We start from the raw sequence: 14,664 nt of genomic DNA, 5'->3' as shown, positions 1-14,664 counted from the left end.
CTACTGAAAAATGCGCGAGCAGATCCGCGCGGGCACCTCCCTGTGCGCCGCGGGCATTAATGGTTGACTCGATCAGAAGCCGAGCAGGCTGCTTGGCCAGGCGATGTGCAAGAGGCGGTCGAAGACCAGATACAGGAATACGGTGACACAGCAGGCCAAGGTCAGGCTGAGGCGCCAGGTTTCACGCCCCTCGATACGCATGAAGGCCAATACCAGCAACGGGATCGTCGCAAGCATGCCGATGAGTCCGGTACACGCCAGAAACGCAACGAACCAGCCAAAGAAACGCAACGCCCGCGCCAGTACCAGATTGTCTGAAAGCGAGCCATGATCGCTGGTGGCGTCCATATGCATGCCACCCGCCGGCGCAGGTTGCGTCGACGAGACCACAACCTTGTAGGCCAGGCTGATCAAGCCCGCGACGATCAGCACACCGGCTACCAGTGTGGGGCCGATCGAGGCCAGGAAGTTCCACTTCTGTGCAGTCACCAGCATGAACAGACCTACGCCGATGAAGAACACATAGGTGAGGTCTTCGAGTCTGAAGGTGATCTTGCTGCCTTCAGGACGATGCAGCATCTGCTTGAACACGCCTTTCTTCATCAGCTTGAACAGCGGGCTGAACAGGATCAGCGCGGACAGCGTCAGCAGCACCATCACACCTGGACGCATCAGCCAGGCCGCGTCATAGCGCATGAACGAGATGGACATATAGCGCTCGATAAGCAGCCCCAGTACCAGGCCGAGGATCAGTGGCGGACGCGGCCACTTCTGACGTTTCATGGTCCAGCCGATCACACCCGCGATCAGCAGGACAAACAGGTCGCCCCAACTACGCGAACCCTGGAACGCACCCACCAGCACTACCGGGATGATCACCGGCAAGATCAGCGAGAAACGCAGCGCCGCGACCTTGGCGAACTGGCCGCTAAAGAGGAAGCAGAGGCCCGCGCCAAAAATGTTGGCCAGTGCGATCGACCAGACCATCGAGTAGGTCAGGTCGAGGTGTTTGGTCAGCATTTCCGGCCCAGGGTTGAAACCGTGGATCATCAATGCACCCAACAAGATGGCTTGGGCGGCGCCACCGGGAAGACCGAAGGCCAGCATTGGCACCAGCATGCCACCCTCTTTCGCGTTGTTGGCCGCCTCCGGGGCAATCACACCGCGCACATCGCCCTTGCCGAATGACTCCTTGGCACCTTTCTCGGTCTGCAGGGCATGGCCATAGGCAATCCAGTCCGTGACCGCGCCAGTGATGCCCGGAACACCGCCACAGAACGCCCCGATACCGGCGCAACGCATGACCAGGAACCAGTTGCGCAGGGTGTCCTTGACGCCCTGGAACATGCCCTTGAAGGTGTTTACCGGCGCGTGAGTGCTGATCGTCGAACGCTTGATCGCGAGATCGCAGAGTTCGGGCAGCGCGAAAATACCCAACAGTACCGGCAAAATCGGGATCCCTTCCTCCAGGTACAGCAGATCACCCGTCCAGCGCAATTGACCAGTCTGGACATTGGTGCCGATCATCCCGATCAGAATGCCGAAACAGGCCGCGACCACACCTTTAAGTGGTGCATTGCCCGACAGCACAGCCACCATGGTGACGCCGAAGATGGTCAAGGCGAGCATTTCCGGTGTGGTGATCGACAGCACCAATGGCCGCACCAGCGGTAGCGTGAAAGCGAGGATAGCTGCACCGATCAACCCCCCCATCAGCGAAGAGGTGTAACAAGCACTGAGCGCGCGTGACGCTTCACCGCGTCTGGCCATGGGCAGGCCGTCCAGCACAGTAGCCTGTGATGCCGCGCTGCCAGGGACGCCAAGCAGCACTGCACCCAGCACATCAGACGTGGCCGTCACCGAGTGCATGCCAAGCAACATGCCCATGGCCGCAATAGGATCCATGGTGTAGGTGAACGGCACCAGCAAGGCGAAGCCAGTCAGGCCACCGATGCCGGGCACCAGGCCGATGGCAATGCCGACCAAAACGCCGATCACGACGAACACCAGCCGGTCCAGCGATAATATGAGCGACAGCGCATGGCTGGCTGCCGACAGTGTTGAAGAATCGAAAAGGAAGTCCATGATTCATCCTGATGAGTGAGCGCGCTCACCCTGTAGGTCAGGTTCGACGATGGTCACTTCGCTCACCGGGTGTCTCCAGCGAACGCAGCAACCATCACTTGACGGTTGGCTGGGGCATCCGTGATCTAGTCGGAGAGCATCGGATAAAGCACTTTCGCAGTGCCACTCCAGATCCAGGCGCGTTGCTCATCCGTCAGCGAGGCGAAGCAGGCCTGCCCTTGCGCCACCAGTTTCTTCAGTGGTCCTTCGGAAGCGGGATAGTTGGAACCGAAGGCCAGGTGGTCGGCGCCAAACACCTCTACAAGGTGCGCGAAGAATGCTTCGCTACCGCCCGGCGCGGCCTCGGCCAGCTCAAACGTCTTGGGCGTAATTTTCAGGTAGACGTTGTCGAACTTTGCCAAGGCGAACAACCTGGCACAGGCAGGGTAAGGTGCACCGCCCGAGAGATCCGGCCGGCCGCAATGATCCAGGGCAATTCTGACACCCGGGAAGCGTTCGGCCAGTTCGGCAACCATGTCCAGGCCATCTGGTGTGGTTTGCACGACCATGGCCATGCCGATTTCAGCGCAGCGACGCCAAATCGGAAACGTGGCCGGGTTCACCAGCCAGCGTCCATCCGTCTGGTGCGTTGCTCCCCCGGTGAACAGACGAATACCGCCCATGCCATGGTCCAGCCAGTATTCGAAGGTCTCCAGCGCGTTGTCAGCCAGCAGATCGAAGGAGTACACCCCGGTAAAGCGCTGTGGATACTTGTCAACGGTATCGGCTACGTAGGCATTGTTGTGACCGTAGGTGGTCGATGAGTGCACGATGGCCGCTTTGCTGATGCCGGCCTCGTCCATCGCCTGTAACAGTTGTTCTGCCGTGGCCGGGCGCGTTGCACTCCACTTGGAGCGATGCCCACCCTGCGGAGCGATAGGGTAGAGCTGGGTATCTGTCGAAATGATGTGGGGATGAATATCGATGATTTCCGGAATCATGATGATCGAACCTCTTGACGATATGCTGCCATTTCCCCTCGAAAGGTTCATGACATGTTGTTATTGACATCTGTGCTGGCCAAATGGCGCGCACCAAGGCCCAAAGGCCACCGTTGGCGCCTCTGTAGACTGGCCTGATTCGGGTTCAACGGTTACGCAGGCTGCGTGCTTTCTCGAGCACCGGTTCGGGCGTGGCATACAGCCGGTCGATGATCTGCGTCACTTCCTGCTCGCCAATGGCATTGACCGGGAAGCCTGCTCCGCGCACGGCGCTGATGAATTCCGGGTCATTGACGGTCTGGTCAAACGCCTTTCGCAAGGCATCAAGCCGCTCCTGAGGTACGCCCTTGGGCACTGCGACGGGGCGACCTGCCTCAAACGACTGCACAAAGAAATCGAACAGTGCCCTGGCGTCCGGGTCTGTGACATAGCTGCTTAGATTGGCCACATCAGGAAACTTCGGGTCGCTCTTCCAGCCAAGGTGCAATAGCACTTTCATCCTTCCATCCTCGAGCATCCGCTTCGGCTCGCCCTCAAGCAGGCCGTCGACCGTCGAAGCCCAGCCATCTACTTCGCCACGCTGCATCGCCAGATAAATCTCACTCCGCCCGGTATAGCCGGAGACGATCCTGATCTTTGCACCAGCGTATTCATTGAGCATGGCCGGCAGGATCCGGTTTTCGCTGGAAAAACCGGTAGCGCCAATGATGAGTTCCTTGCTAAAAAGGTCATTGGCAGTTGTCACCCCAGCATGGGTCATTGCCACCAACGAGTAGTCCACCTTGTCCAGACTGCCCAGCCAGGTGATTTGGCGAGGATCGAAACTGCTCTGGTTAGCCTCCAACAGCGGCGTGTAGAGGTTATTGCGTTGCAGGAACCCGATAACGGTGCCGTCACGGGGCTGGGTGAGCTGCAGTGAAGCGGCTGCAACCATGCCTCCTGCCCCAACCACGTTCTGCACCACTGGCGTGGGATGCCCAGGCAGATGCTGGGTGAAGAAACGCGCAAACTGACGCGCGAAGGTGTCGGTCGGAGTACCTGCATCGGCACTGACAATCAACGTGAGTGCCTTGTTTCGGTAAAACTCTTCGACGGTTTGACCAAATGCGGGACCGGCAACCAAGGTCGCCGCCGTGAGCGCAAGGCCGAAGCATGCCGCTCTGCGTGTTTTGCCCATGGCCCTTTTCTCCTGCTAATTGTAATTGGTATAGGATTACGCCATTGACCCTGCACAGGTCAGCCGAGTGGGGCGGCAGCGCCAAAACTCGGCCGTTGAAGCGATCAGGTAGTACCCGACTGCCGGCTGGACGTGAGCGAATAGTGTCGGGAGGCCCCCGAAGCGTCCATTGAGAAAAGCCACGCATGGCTTGAGGGAACGGTTAACCTCAGTGGGAAGCTGACCCGTCGCTTGAATCCGACAAGGACTGCGCCGCCTCCTCCAGGCACGCCACCATCCGTTGTGCACTGGGCGTCAAGCCACGATTACGGTTCCACAATACGCCAACCGGTCGAACCAGCCTAGGCAGATTCACTGGCAAGGCGTGAAGCGGCTGGATTGGGTCGTTGGCGATTGATCCGGCCATGATTGCGATGGCGTCGGACACCTGTAGATGGGCACGTACCACATGCACCGAAAGCGTCTCGATGTAGTCGTTGCCCAGCACCACTTCATTCGCCTCAAGGACGCGTTCAAGGGGCTCGCGCAATATGGAGCCGGGTGGTGGCAGTATCCATGGATACACCGCGAGTTCCGCCCATTCCACGCTTTTTCTGCGAGCCAGCGGATGATGACGGCCAGTCATCAGCACCACCGGCTCCTCCATCAACTCCTGCTCCTCGAAACTGCCCAGGGTGTCAGGTGGCGGCAAGCGCCCCACCACCAGATCGAGCCGCCCTTGCCACAGTTCAGGTAGCAGAGATTCCGTCGTGCCCTCGACCACCGTCACATTGGTACCGGGCGATTGCCGCTTGAGCACACTCAACGCCCGCGGCAGCAGCGCCGCAGCCGATGCGGGCAACATGCCGACGTAAACCTTGCCCTCAGAACCGGAGCTCAAGGCCTTCAGCTCATCCCGAGCTTGATGGAGGATCGCCAGCATGGCCCGGGCGTGCCGGATCAGGCAGTCGCCATAGGGCGTGGGCACCAGGCCTTGGCCGGTGCGTGAAAACAACACAAGGCCCAGGCCCCGCTCAAGCTCGGCCAGGGACTTCGACACGGCCGGCACGGTCACATGAGTAACTTCCGCCACTTGCGTGAGGTTGCGATAGGTATCGACAGCGACGAGCAAGCGCAGATGCCGCGCCTTCAGGTTGACCTGAAGGTACCAATCGAATTCGGCCATGCGGGGCACCTCGGCGTGTTTACCGTTTTGTTAAGCCTACCCCATTTTTACTCAATCGACGGGGTTGGGTGGCGCGGGCAGCATACCAACACGCCTCGCCGCAGCCCGGCAGGGCTTTACAAGAACCGATAAGCCATCAGGAACCAACCATGTCTGTTCGACTGAAAATCGCCATCGCCGACCATCCGCATACCGCAGCGATTCGCAGCGGCGCCATTCCCATCGAAGGTGTAGATGCCGAATTCGTCACCGTGCAGCCACAGATCGGCGCATTTCGCCGCATGGTGCGCGATGTCGAATTCGATGTCTGCGAAATCGCCCCGACCACCTACATCATCGCTCGTGCCTACGGTGCCCCGTTCGTTGCGCTCCCCATCTTCGTCGTGCGTCGCTTCCACCACGCAGGACTGCTGGTCCGCCCGGATGCCGGGATCAAGACGCCCAAGGACCTGGAAGGCAAGAAGGTCGGCGTGCGCGCCTATTCGGTAACCACCGGGGTTTGGACACGCCAGGTGCTGATGGACGAGTACGGCCTCGACGCCAGCAAGGTTACCTGGGTCGTCGATGACGAAGAGCACGTCACTCAGCTCAAGCTGCCAGCCAACGTCATCCATGCCTCGCGCCCGCTGGCCGAGATGATGGCCGACGGCGAACTGGCCGCAGGTTTCGGCGCCAACGCCGGTATTGGCCGTACTGGCAACCCTACCGGCGGCTGGAAGGAAGTCGAGGCCGACTACCCAGACCTGTTCCCCGATGCAGCCGAAGCAGAAGCCGAATACTACGCCCGCACCGGTGTATACCCGATGCACGGCACCATCGTGGTGAAGGACTCCGTCCTGGCCGAGCACCCGTGGGTCGCCAAGTCCATCTATGACGCCTTCGAAAAGGCTAAGCAGGACTATCTCGCCCGCCTGGACTCAGGCGAAGCCACCAGCAAAACCGACAAGAAGTACCTGGAGCTGCGCAAGGTCGTCGGTCACGACCCGCTGCCTTATGGCATCGAAGCCAATCGCAAGACCATCGAGGCGCTGGAAGCCACCGCATTCGAGCAGGGCCTGACTCCGCGTCGCATGGCCATGGACGAACTGTTCGTGGATCCCCAGGCCTGAACTCGACGGAGCACACCATGATCATTGATTGCCACGGTCACTTCACCACCGTACCTGCCTCGTTCCGTGACTGGCGAGCCAAGCAGGTCGAGTTCGCCGATGACCCGCTCAACGCCCCACCACTGTCTGGCGCCCACGTTACCGATGATGAGATACGCGAGGGCGTCGGCAACGGCCAACTGCGCCTGCAGAAAGAGCGTGGCGGTGACCTCACGCTGTTTTCGCCGATTGCCGGCCTGATGAGCCATCACCTGGGCAACGAGCGCACCAGCCTGGAGTGGGCCGAAGTGTCCAACAACCTGGTACGTCGGGTCTGCGACATCTACCCGGACAACTTCGCGCCCGTCTGCCAATTGCCGCAGTCCCCCCTGGCGCCGCCGAAGAACTCGATCGCCGAACTGCGCCGTTGTGTCGAGGAAATGGGCTTCGTCGGCTGCAACCTGAACCCCGACCCCAGTGGCGGTTACTGGACCGGCAAGCCGATGACCGACCGCCAGTGGTACCCGTTGTACGAAGCACTGTGCGACCTCGACGTACCTGCCATGATCCACGTCGCAGCCTCCTGCAACCCGTGCCACCACGGCACTGGCGCGCACTACCTGAATGCCGATACCTCGGTATTCATGCAGTTGCTGCAAGGCGACTTGTTCAAGGACTTCCCTACCCTTCGCTTCGTCATTCCCCATGGCGGCGGCGCGGTGCCCTACCACTGGGGTCGCTACCGCGGCATGTCGCTGGAGATGGCCAAGCGCCCGCTCGAGGGCCTGCTCGACAACATTTTCTTCGACACCTGCGTCTACCACCACCCCGGCGTGGAGCTACTGACCAAGGTGGTACCGACCAGCAACGTGCTGTTCGGTTCGGAAATGGTCGGAGCCGTGCGCGGTCGGGACCCGAACACCGGCGAATACTTTGACGATACCAAGCGTTACCTGGACGCCTGTACGGCACTGACTGACGAAGACCGTCATGCCATCTTCGAAGGCAACGTGCGGCGCGTCTACCCACGCCTGGACAAACTTCTCAAAGCCCAGGGCAAGTAAGCAGGGAGGCAGAACATGAACATTATCGATATCCACCCCCACGTTGTCTCTGATGACGAGAAGCGCTACCCGCCAGCGCCGCTGTTCGGCAAACGCTCGGACTGGTCCCAGGAGCGGCCAAGCACCGTCGCTACCCTGCTCGATGCCATGGACCATGCGGGTGTCTCCAAGGCCGCAGTGGTGCATTCTTCGACCACCTATGGCTTCGACAATCGTTATGTCGTCGACGCCTGTAACCAGCACAGCGAACGACTCGTGGCGGTCGGTTCGGTCGACATGCTGGCAGATGACGTACCCGAGGTCATCAGGGCTTGGGCCGAACAGGGCCTGGCTGGCCTGCGCATCTTTACCGGCGGATCTACCAAGGACTTCGACCCCAGCGAGCTGGAAGACCCTAGGGCCTTCAAGGCCTGGGAAATGCTGGCCGAGTTGAAGCTGCCGATGTGCATCCAGACCGGCCCGGTCGGCCTGCCTCAAGTACGTATGCTGGCCGAACGCTTCCCGGGGGTGAACATCATCCTCGACCACCTCGGCCGCCCGGACGTGCTCGATGGCCCGCCCTATGCCAATGCGGCCAGCCTGTTCGCACTGGCCGACCTGCCCAACCTCTACCTCAAACTCACACCGCGCATTTTCGCCGACGTGGAGAAAGGCTTGGCCAGCGCTGCCACCTTCTTCCCGCGTGTGGTCGAGGCATTTGGCGCACACCGCCTGGCTTGGGGCTCCAACTTCCCGACCTCGCCCGGCACCCTCACCGAGATCCTGGCGACAGCCCGCGAAGGCCTGGCCTGTCTCAGCGAAGAGGATCGCGCCTGGATCTTCGGCAAGACCGCCCAAACGCTCTACCCAGCCTTGCGCTGACGCAGACCTACTCAGGAGAACCTGAACATGATCCCAACACGCATCAACGGCATCATTGCTGCTTTGGAAGCCGGCAAACCCGCCTACATGGCATTCGCCAAGCTGGACAAGCAGACCGCCATCGAGATGAGCGACGCCCCTTACGACGGCATTGTCTACGAGATGGAGCACAACCCCTACGACGTCAGCGCGCTGGGGGACTCGCTGCAATACATGCTCAGCCGCAAGCAGATCGTCGAATTCGGGTCGGTGGCACCGAAAGTGACCCCCATTGCCCGTATCCCGGCCAATGGCGTGGAAATGAACCAGAGCTTTGCCAAGCAAGTGCTGGATCGCGGTTGCTACGGGGTGATATGGCCACATGTGGCCACCGTTGAACAGGCCTACAACGCAGTCGCCTCATGCCGATATGGTCGCCCCAGAAACGCCCCGCTGTATGAACCCAAGGGTGTACGCGGCGATGGCCCGGCCAATGCGGCACGCTACTGGGGTTTGTCGATGGCCGAATACTACGAACGCGCCGACGTCTGGCCCTTGGCGCCACGCGGCGAGCTTCTGGTCGGCCTGATGTGCGAGAGTACCGAAGCCATCGAGAACCTGGACGATATCCTGGCCAACGTGCCCGGCATCGGCTTCATCATGATCGGCGAAGGCGACCTGAGCCAGGAGCTTGGCTATCCACGCCAGTATGAGCACCCTGAGGTGCAGGGCGCCATGCGCCAAATCGTCGAGATCTGTCACAAGCACAACGTGGTGGTTGGCAATCCGCATGTCACCGCCAACAACCATCGCCGCTTGCTGGATGAGGGCTACCGTGTGCTGCTGTCCGCGCCGAAGCGCTCGTATGGCGTTGTAGGCCAGGCGCGCGAAATGGCGGGGTACTGATCTGATGAACGGCGCCGAAAGTCTCGTCGCGACCCTGATCGAACAGGACGTGGATATCTGCTTTGCCAACCCGGGTACTTCGGAGATGCACTTTCTCGCCGCCCTCGGTGAAAACTCGAGGATGCGCAGTGTGCTTTGCCTGTACGAAGGTGTCGCCACGGGTGCAGCAGATGGCTGGTACCGGATGAAGGACAAGCCCGCCTCCACGCTCTTGCACCTCGGGCCGGGCCTGGCCAACGGCCTGGCCAATATCCACAACGCCAAGCGCGCCTCGTCGGGCATGGTCAACATCATCGGCGAGCATTCGGCGTCGCACTTGAAGTATGACCCACCGTTGACTTCCGACATCGAGGGCCTGGCACGTCCGCTAAGCCACTGGGTGCGCCGCGCGGAGTCTGCCGACTGCATTGCCTGGGACACCGCCCAGGCGGTGGCCAAGGCCAGCGAACATCCCGGCCAGATCGCAACGCTGATCCTGCCAGGCGACACTTCGTGGCAACAGGCCCACGCGCCTGCGGCGCTGCCACCCGCAGCCGCACCTTCACGCAAGGTGCCCTGCCCCGAGCGTATCCGGCATGTCGCCCACGTGCTGCGCAGCGGTGAACCGACGCTAATCGTACTGGCCAACAAGGCAACCCGGGGGCAGGCGTTGGTCAAGGCGGGCCAGGTTGCCGTAGCCACGGGTGCCCAGCTCGGCTCGCAGTTCTTCACCGCCCGCATAGAGCGTGGCGCAGGCCGAGTGCCGATCGCACGCATTCCCTATGCGGTCTCCCAAGCCATGGCATATCTCAAGGGTTTCAAGCATATCGTCACGGTCGAAACCCGCGAACCGGTAGCATTCTTCGCATACCCGGATAAGCCCAGCTTGCTTAAGGCAGAGGGAACGCTGGTGCATGGACTGGTGGAGGCCGATGAAGACAGCGAGCTGGCCTTCGACATGCTGTTGCAGGAACTGGGCACGCGTGCCGCCCCTGCCCAGGTGCAGCAACGTATCCACACGGCCGTACCCACTGGAGCGCTCAACCCCACGAGCATTGCTCATGCACTGGCAGCGGCAATGCCCGAGCATTGCATCCTGGTGGACGAGTCGTTGACCACGGGGCGGGAGTCCATCGGGCTCACCATTGGAGCCCTTCCCCATGACCTGATCAACAACATGGGAGGGTCGATCGGTTACGCCACACCGGTAGCCACCGGCGCCGCCTTGGCCTGCCCGGACCGCCGAGTGTTCTGCATGGTCGGTGACGGCAGTGCCATGTACACGATCCAGTCACTGTGGACCCAAGCCCGCGAGAACCTGAACGTCACCACGATCATCTTTGCCAACAACAGCTACGCAATCCTCAAGGCCGAATACGCCAACATGGGCGCCGGCCAGCCTGGCGAGCGCGCGTTGTCGATGATCGACATCGACCGCCCACGCATCGACTGGCTGGCGATGGCCCGCAGCATGGGGGTTCCCAGCGTTGCCGTGGATACGGCCGAGGCCTTCTACAAGGCCATGGCCAACTCGAGCCGGGAACCAGGCCCCTGCCTGATCGAAGTTCGGCTCTGAAACTACTTTACCGACTGCAAAGGAGATACCCATGGCGCTGACGCTGCGCACCAACCTGGCCGATTATCCGGTCACCCTGGCCATGAAGGACGGACGCGTGACCTCCACCCTGGTCACTCTCGACTTCTGCGGCCCCACTCCGGCCCATAACGGCTTCAAGAGCATGGTGCGCGACAACGCATTCGATGCCGGCGAGCTGGCGATCGTTACTTATCTGCAGGCCAAAGCCTACGGCAAGCCCTATGTGTTGCTACCCGCTCCAATTTCGGGCCGCTTCCAGCACCACTGCGCCGGCTTCAACGTTGACTTCGGGCACCTGGACCCAAAGGACATCGAAGGCAAGAAAGTCGGCGTGCGCACCTACGCGCAGACTACCGGCTTGTGGATTCGTGGCGTGTTGCGCCATGAGTACGGTGTCGACTTGGACAAGGTGACCTGGATGACCTTGGGCGATGGCCACATTGCCGAGTACCAGGACCCGGCGAACTGCGTGCGTCTGCCAGCAGGGTCCAACCTGCCGCAGATGTTGCTCGATGGCCAGCTCGATGCCGCCCTGCTCGGTGAAGACATGCCCAAGGATCCACGTGTGAGTACGCTGGTTCCCGATGCACGCAATGCCGCCAAAGCCTGGTACCAGCGCGAAGGTTTCGTACCCATCAACCACATGTTCGTCGTTCACCAGGATATCAGCCGCAAGCATCCGGAAGCGGTCAGGGAAATCTACCGGATGATCGCCGAAAGCCGGGCGTTGACTGAAGGCGGAGTGCCCGATGTCTTTCCGCCGCTGGGCCTGGAAGCCAACCGCAAGGGCCTGCAGACTGCAATCGATTGGGCACTGGACCAGAAGATCATTCCGCGCGCGCTGTCGGTGGATGAGCTGTTCGATGACGTCACCGGCAATCTCGGCTGACCCCATCCCCTGAAGGCCTCGCCATTCGGCCCGCTGCGCTGCCCCTCCCGGCGCAACGGGTCGAGTGCGTTTGTCGCCAGCATTCAATTGCGAAGGCAACTAATGCTCACATTCCTGGACACACTCAACCTGCGCCATTTGCGCATGGTACAGATGGTTGGCCGCGAGGGAGGGATCAACAGCGCCTCACGTGCGTTGCATGCCTCGCAACCGGCCGTCACGCAAGCCATCTCCAACTTTGAAGCAAAAATCGGAACACGTATTTTCATGCGCCGCGCCACCGGCTGCTTTCCAACGGAGCGTGGCCAGCGTTACCTGCTGCATGTCGACCGCTTCTTCACCATCCTCGATAACGCGCTCATTCAAGTCTCGGGCAGCGGCAACTCGCCGGTGGAACGGTTGACCACCGGTAGGCAACTGTACGCGCTGATCGCCTGCGCCGACGGCAGCACCCGCCAGCCAGGTCGGCTGCGCAGCGCACGCACGCTGGAACGTACACTGGGCGTGCCGTTGTTCCAGCGCAGCGCCCATGGTCCCCGGCTCAACGCCATCGGCATGAACTTGGTCGATGAGTTGCGCCGCGCCCTCCACGAGCTGACGTTGGCTCAGCGCAAGCCGGATGCGCCAGCAACACGAATTGACCTTGAGTTCCATGTCGGCACATTGCCCATGGCTGGCTCGGCTGAGTTGGCGCACGCAGCGCAACACTTTCTGGCCGCTTTCCCAGAAGCCAGGGTTCGCGTCATCGCTGGCGACTACAACACACTGCTCGCTGACCTGCGCAGCGGTCGTATCGACATCCTGTTCGGCACACTGCGAACGCCTGGGCCGAAGGATGAATTGCACTGCGAGATTCTGTTTCGAGACCGTTACTGTGTCGTCGCACGAATGGGTCATCCCTTACAGCACTGCGCAACGATCACGATTGAGCAGCTGGGCCAATACCCATGGGTTGTGCCCGCTTTGAGCACACCTAGGCGCACACGCATGGAGGCCGCCTTCGAGCAGGCAGAATCTCGACCAGCCTGCTGCGTGGAAACCTCATCTTGCAGCATGACCCGCGCCCTGTTGCTTGGTTCTGACAGCGTCACGCTGATGACTGCGACTGAAGCCCTGGCTGATCTTGACCTTGGTGTGCTGGTCGAACTTTCCTGCGGGGGGTTTGACGCCATGCTGATGAAGGGAATTATGACCCGCAGCGACTGGGTACCCAGTACGGAGCAATCGGTGTTCCTCGACACGCTGAGGGGGATCACTGCAGGAAATGAGGCGGGGCTTGAAAGGCCCCGCAGATGTCAATTGACAGCCTTGCCCGAGCAACCAGGACCTGCTGCCAGAATGCGAGCATCGATGTCGCTGAACTGACGGAAGTTCTCTACGAACTGGTTGGCCAGATCCATGGCAGCAGCGTCATATGCTGCTTTATCTGCCCAGGTATCGCGCGGGTTGAGCAAGTGGCTGTCGACGCCGGGAACGGCCTTGGGGATGGTCAGGTTGAGACCCGGCAGATGTTCGGTTGCTGTGTGCACCAGGGCCCCCTCCTGGATGGCAGCGATGATGGCTCGGGTGGTGGGGATACTGAACCGCTCGCCCGTGCCATGGCCTCCTCCGGTCCACCCCGTATTCACCAGGTAAACCTGCGAACCGAAAGCTTCAATGCGCTTGATCAACAGGTTGGCATATTCACAGGCCGGACGCGGCAGAAATGCGGCCCCGAAGCAGGTAGAAAATGTCGCCTTGATCCCTCCACCTGAGCCCATTTCAGTGGAGCCTACCAGGGCGGTATAACCGGAGAGATAATGGTAAGCCGCAGCGTCCTGGCTCAGGATCGACACCGGTGGCAACACACCCGTCAGGTCGCAGGTGAGGAAGACGATCGCCTGTGGCTCGCCGCCGAGGTTGTTCAGCGTGCGCTTGTCCACGTGCTCCAGCGGGTAGGCGCAACGGCCATTTTCGGAAAGGCGAGTGTCTGCGTAGTCCACGGTGCGCTGATCATTGAGCACCACATTCTCGACCAATGCACCGAAGCGTATCGCCTCCCAGATGATTGGCTCGTTTTCACGGCTCAGGTCGATGGTCTTGGCATAACAGCCACCTTCCAGATTGAACACCACGCCTTCACCCCATCCATGCTCATCGTCGCCAATCAGATAACGGGAAGGGTCCGCTGACAATGTAGTCTTACCGGTACCGGACAGGCCGAAGAACAGCGTGGTATCGCCGTTGTCACCAACATTGGCCGAGCAGTGCATCGGCAACACCTGTTGCTCCGGCAGCAGAAAGTTCTGTACCGAAAACATGGCTTTCTTCATCTCACCGGCATACTGCATGCCGGCAATCAATACCTTGCGCTGGGCAAAGTCGAGGATCACACAACCTTCAGAACGCGTGCCATCCCGCCCAGGATCACATTGAAAGCCCGGAGCATTGAGGATCTGCCATTCCAGCTTGCCAGCCGGATTGAATACCTGTGGCCGAATGAACAGATTCAGCCCGAACAGGTTCTGCCAGGCGGTTTCAGTGGTTATCGTCACGGGCAGGTAATAGACGGGATCCGCACCGACATGTACCTTGGAAACGAACGACTCTTTGTCGTCAAGCCAGGCCTCGACCCGCGCCCAGAGCGCATCGAAGCGTTGCGCATCGAACGGACGGTTCACCGTACCCCAGTCGATCCGGTCACGAGTACCAGGCTCGTCGACGATGTAGCGATCCATTGGCGAACGGCCGGTGCGCGTACCTGTGGTCACTACCAGCGCGCCAGAATCGGCAAGCTGCCCCTCACCCCGCTGCAGCGCCTTTTCAATGAGTCGAGTTCGGCTCAGGTCGAGATGTACTTGAGGTCTTGAATCAGTGGTCATTCAGTATTCCCTTGGCATCACGCCAATAGTGCG

General features: G+C 60.7%; 12 protein-coding genes. 7 read left to right on the top strand and 5 right to left on the bottom strand.

The genetic code is table 11. The annotated features are described in order from the left end of the window. Positions 1 to 72: 72 nt before the first annotated feature. The 4 genes from LE197_RS06480 to LE197_RS06465 all read right to left on the bottom strand — a co-directional run bounded on the left by LE197_RS06480 (position 73) and on the right by LE197_RS06465 (position 5,407). The gene (locus tag LE197_RS06480; RefSeq protein WP_226033962.1) at positions 73 to 2,085 is read right to left on the bottom strand and encodes a tripartite tricarboxylate transporter permease; all 2,013 of its coding nucleotides are present in this window, start codon (positions 2,083 to 2,085) and stop codon (positions 73 to 75) included. Positions 2,086 to 2,210: 125 nt separating this feature from the next. Beyond that, on the bottom strand, positions 2,211 to 3,065 hold the full coding sequence (locus tag LE197_RS06475; RefSeq protein WP_226033961.1) for an amidohydrolase family protein: 855 nt from the start codon (positions 3,063 to 3,065) through the stop codon (positions 2,211 to 2,213). A 145-nt stretch (positions 3,066 to 3,210) separates the two neighbouring features. Further along, complete coding sequence (locus LE197_RS06470; RefSeq protein WP_226033960.1) at positions 3,211 to 4,242, bottom strand: Bug family tripartite tricarboxylate transporter substrate binding protein; 1,032 nt, start codon at positions 4,240 to 4,242, stop codon at positions 3,211 to 3,213. A gap of 208 nt (positions 4,243 to 4,450) precedes the next feature. After that, positions 4,451 to 5,407, bottom strand: a complete 957-nt coding sequence (locus LE197_RS06465) for a LysR substrate-binding domain-containing protein (RefSeq protein ID WP_226033959.1) — start codon at positions 5,405 to 5,407, stop codon at positions 4,451 to 4,453. Between the two features lie 149 nt (positions 5,408 to 5,556). Between LE197_RS06465 and LE197_RS06460 the strand changes: the two genes are divergently transcribed. From LE197_RS06460 to LE197_RS06430, 7 genes are all read left to right on the top strand, one after another. Further along, the gene (locus LE197_RS06460) at positions 5,557 to 6,516 is read left to right on the top strand and encodes an ABC transporter substrate-binding protein (protein WP_226033958.1); all 960 of its coding nucleotides are present in this window, start codon (positions 5,557 to 5,559) and stop codon (positions 6,514 to 6,516) included. A 17-nt stretch (positions 6,517 to 6,533) separates the two neighbouring features. After that, positions 6,534 to 7,559 carry an amidohydrolase family protein gene (locus LE197_RS06455; protein WP_226033957.1) on the top strand — a complete coding sequence of 342 codons (1,026 nt, stop codon included), beginning with the start codon at positions 6,534 to 6,536 and terminating at the stop codon, positions 7,557 to 7,559. Between the two features lie 15 nt (positions 7,560 to 7,574). Beyond that, on the top strand, positions 7,575 to 8,420 hold the full coding sequence (locus LE197_RS06450) for an amidohydrolase family protein (RefSeq protein WP_226033956.1): 846 nt from the start codon (positions 7,575 to 7,577) through the stop codon (positions 8,418 to 8,420). 27 nt (positions 8,421 to 8,447) lie between these two features. After that, complete coding sequence (locus LE197_RS06445; protein WP_226033955.1) at positions 8,448 to 9,305, top strand: HpcH/HpaI aldolase family protein; 858 nt, start codon at positions 8,448 to 8,450, stop codon at positions 9,303 to 9,305. 4 nt (positions 9,306 to 9,309) lie between these two features. Continuing rightward, positions 9,310 to 10,860 (top strand): acetolactate synthase large subunit, encoded by a 1,551-nt coding sequence (locus tag LE197_RS06440; protein WP_226033954.1) that lies wholly within the window; start codon positions 9,310 to 9,312, stop codon positions 10,858 to 10,860. Between the two features lie 31 nt (positions 10,861 to 10,891). Further along, entirely contained in the window at positions 10,892 to 11,770 is an 879-nt protein-coding gene (locus tag LE197_RS06435) for a hypothetical protein (protein ID WP_226033953.1), read from the top strand. A 102-nt stretch (positions 11,771 to 11,872) separates the two neighbouring features. Next, positions 11,873 to 13,135: a LysR substrate-binding domain-containing protein gene (locus LE197_RS06430; RefSeq protein WP_226033952.1), complete on the top strand. Its 1,263-nt coding sequence runs from the start codon at positions 11,873 to 11,875 to the stop codon at positions 13,133 to 13,135. Here LE197_RS06430 and LE197_RS06425 read toward each other — a convergent pair. Continuing rightward, entirely contained in the window at positions 13,066 to 14,631 is a 1,566-nt protein-coding gene (locus LE197_RS06425; RefSeq protein WP_226033951.1) for a phosphoenolpyruvate carboxykinase, read from the bottom strand. The two genes, LE197_RS06430 and LE197_RS06425, sit on opposite strands and share 70 nt — an antisense overlap. Between the last annotated feature and the right edge of the window lie 33 nt (positions 14,632 to 14,664).

It is taken from the genome of Pseudomonas sp. PS1(2021) (assembly GCF_020405165.1).
Lineage (GTDB): Bacteria > Pseudomonadota > Gammaproteobacteria > Pseudomonadales > Pseudomonadaceae > Pseudomonas > Pseudomonas aeruginosa.
Note: the sequence above shows the minus strand (reverse complement) of the source record. Positions and strands in the feature narration are given on the sequence as shown.

Bases quoted from the DNA above. Each gene is read 5' to 3' on its own strand.
- LE197_RS06480 (WP_226033962.1), bottom strand. From the start codon at position 2,085: ATGGACTTCCTTTTCGATTCTTCAACACTGTCGGCAGCCAGCCATGCG.
- LE197_RS06475 (WP_226033961.1), bottom strand. From the start codon at position 3,065: ATGATTCCGGAAATCATCGATATTCATCCCCACATCATTTCGACAGAT.
- LE197_RS06470 (WP_226033960.1), bottom strand. From the start codon at position 4,242: ATGGGCAAAACACGCAGAGCGGCATGCTTCGGCCTTGCGCTCACGGCG.
- LE197_RS06465 (WP_226033959.1), bottom strand. From the start codon at position 5,407: ATGGCCGAATTCGATTGGTACCTTCAGGTCAACCTGAAGGCGCGGCAT.
- LE197_RS06460 (WP_226033958.1), top strand. From the start codon at position 5,557: ATGTCTGTTCGACTGAAAATCGCCATCGCCGACCATCCGCATACCGCA.
- LE197_RS06455 (WP_226033957.1), top strand. From the start codon at position 6,534: ATGATCATTGATTGCCACGGTCACTTCACCACCGTACCTGCCTCGTTC.
- LE197_RS06450 (WP_226033956.1), top strand. From the start codon at position 7,575: ATGAACATTATCGATATCCACCCCCACGTTGTCTCTGATGACGAGAAG.
- LE197_RS06445 (WP_226033955.1), top strand. From the start codon at position 8,448: ATGATCCCAACACGCATCAACGGCATCATTGCTGCTTTGGAAGCCGGC.
- LE197_RS06440 (WP_226033954.1), top strand. From the start codon at position 9,310: ATGAACGGCGCCGAAAGTCTCGTCGCGACCCTGATCGAACAGGACGTG.
- LE197_RS06435 (WP_226033953.1), top strand. From the start codon at position 10,892: ATGGCGCTGACGCTGCGCACCAACCTGGCCGATTATCCGGTCACCCTG.
- LE197_RS06430 (WP_226033952.1), top strand. From the start codon at position 11,873: ATGCTCACATTCCTGGACACACTCAACCTGCGCCATTTGCGCATGGTA.
- LE197_RS06425 (WP_226033951.1), bottom strand. From the start codon at position 14,631: ATGACCACTGATTCAAGACCTCAAGTACATCTCGACCTGAGCCGAACT.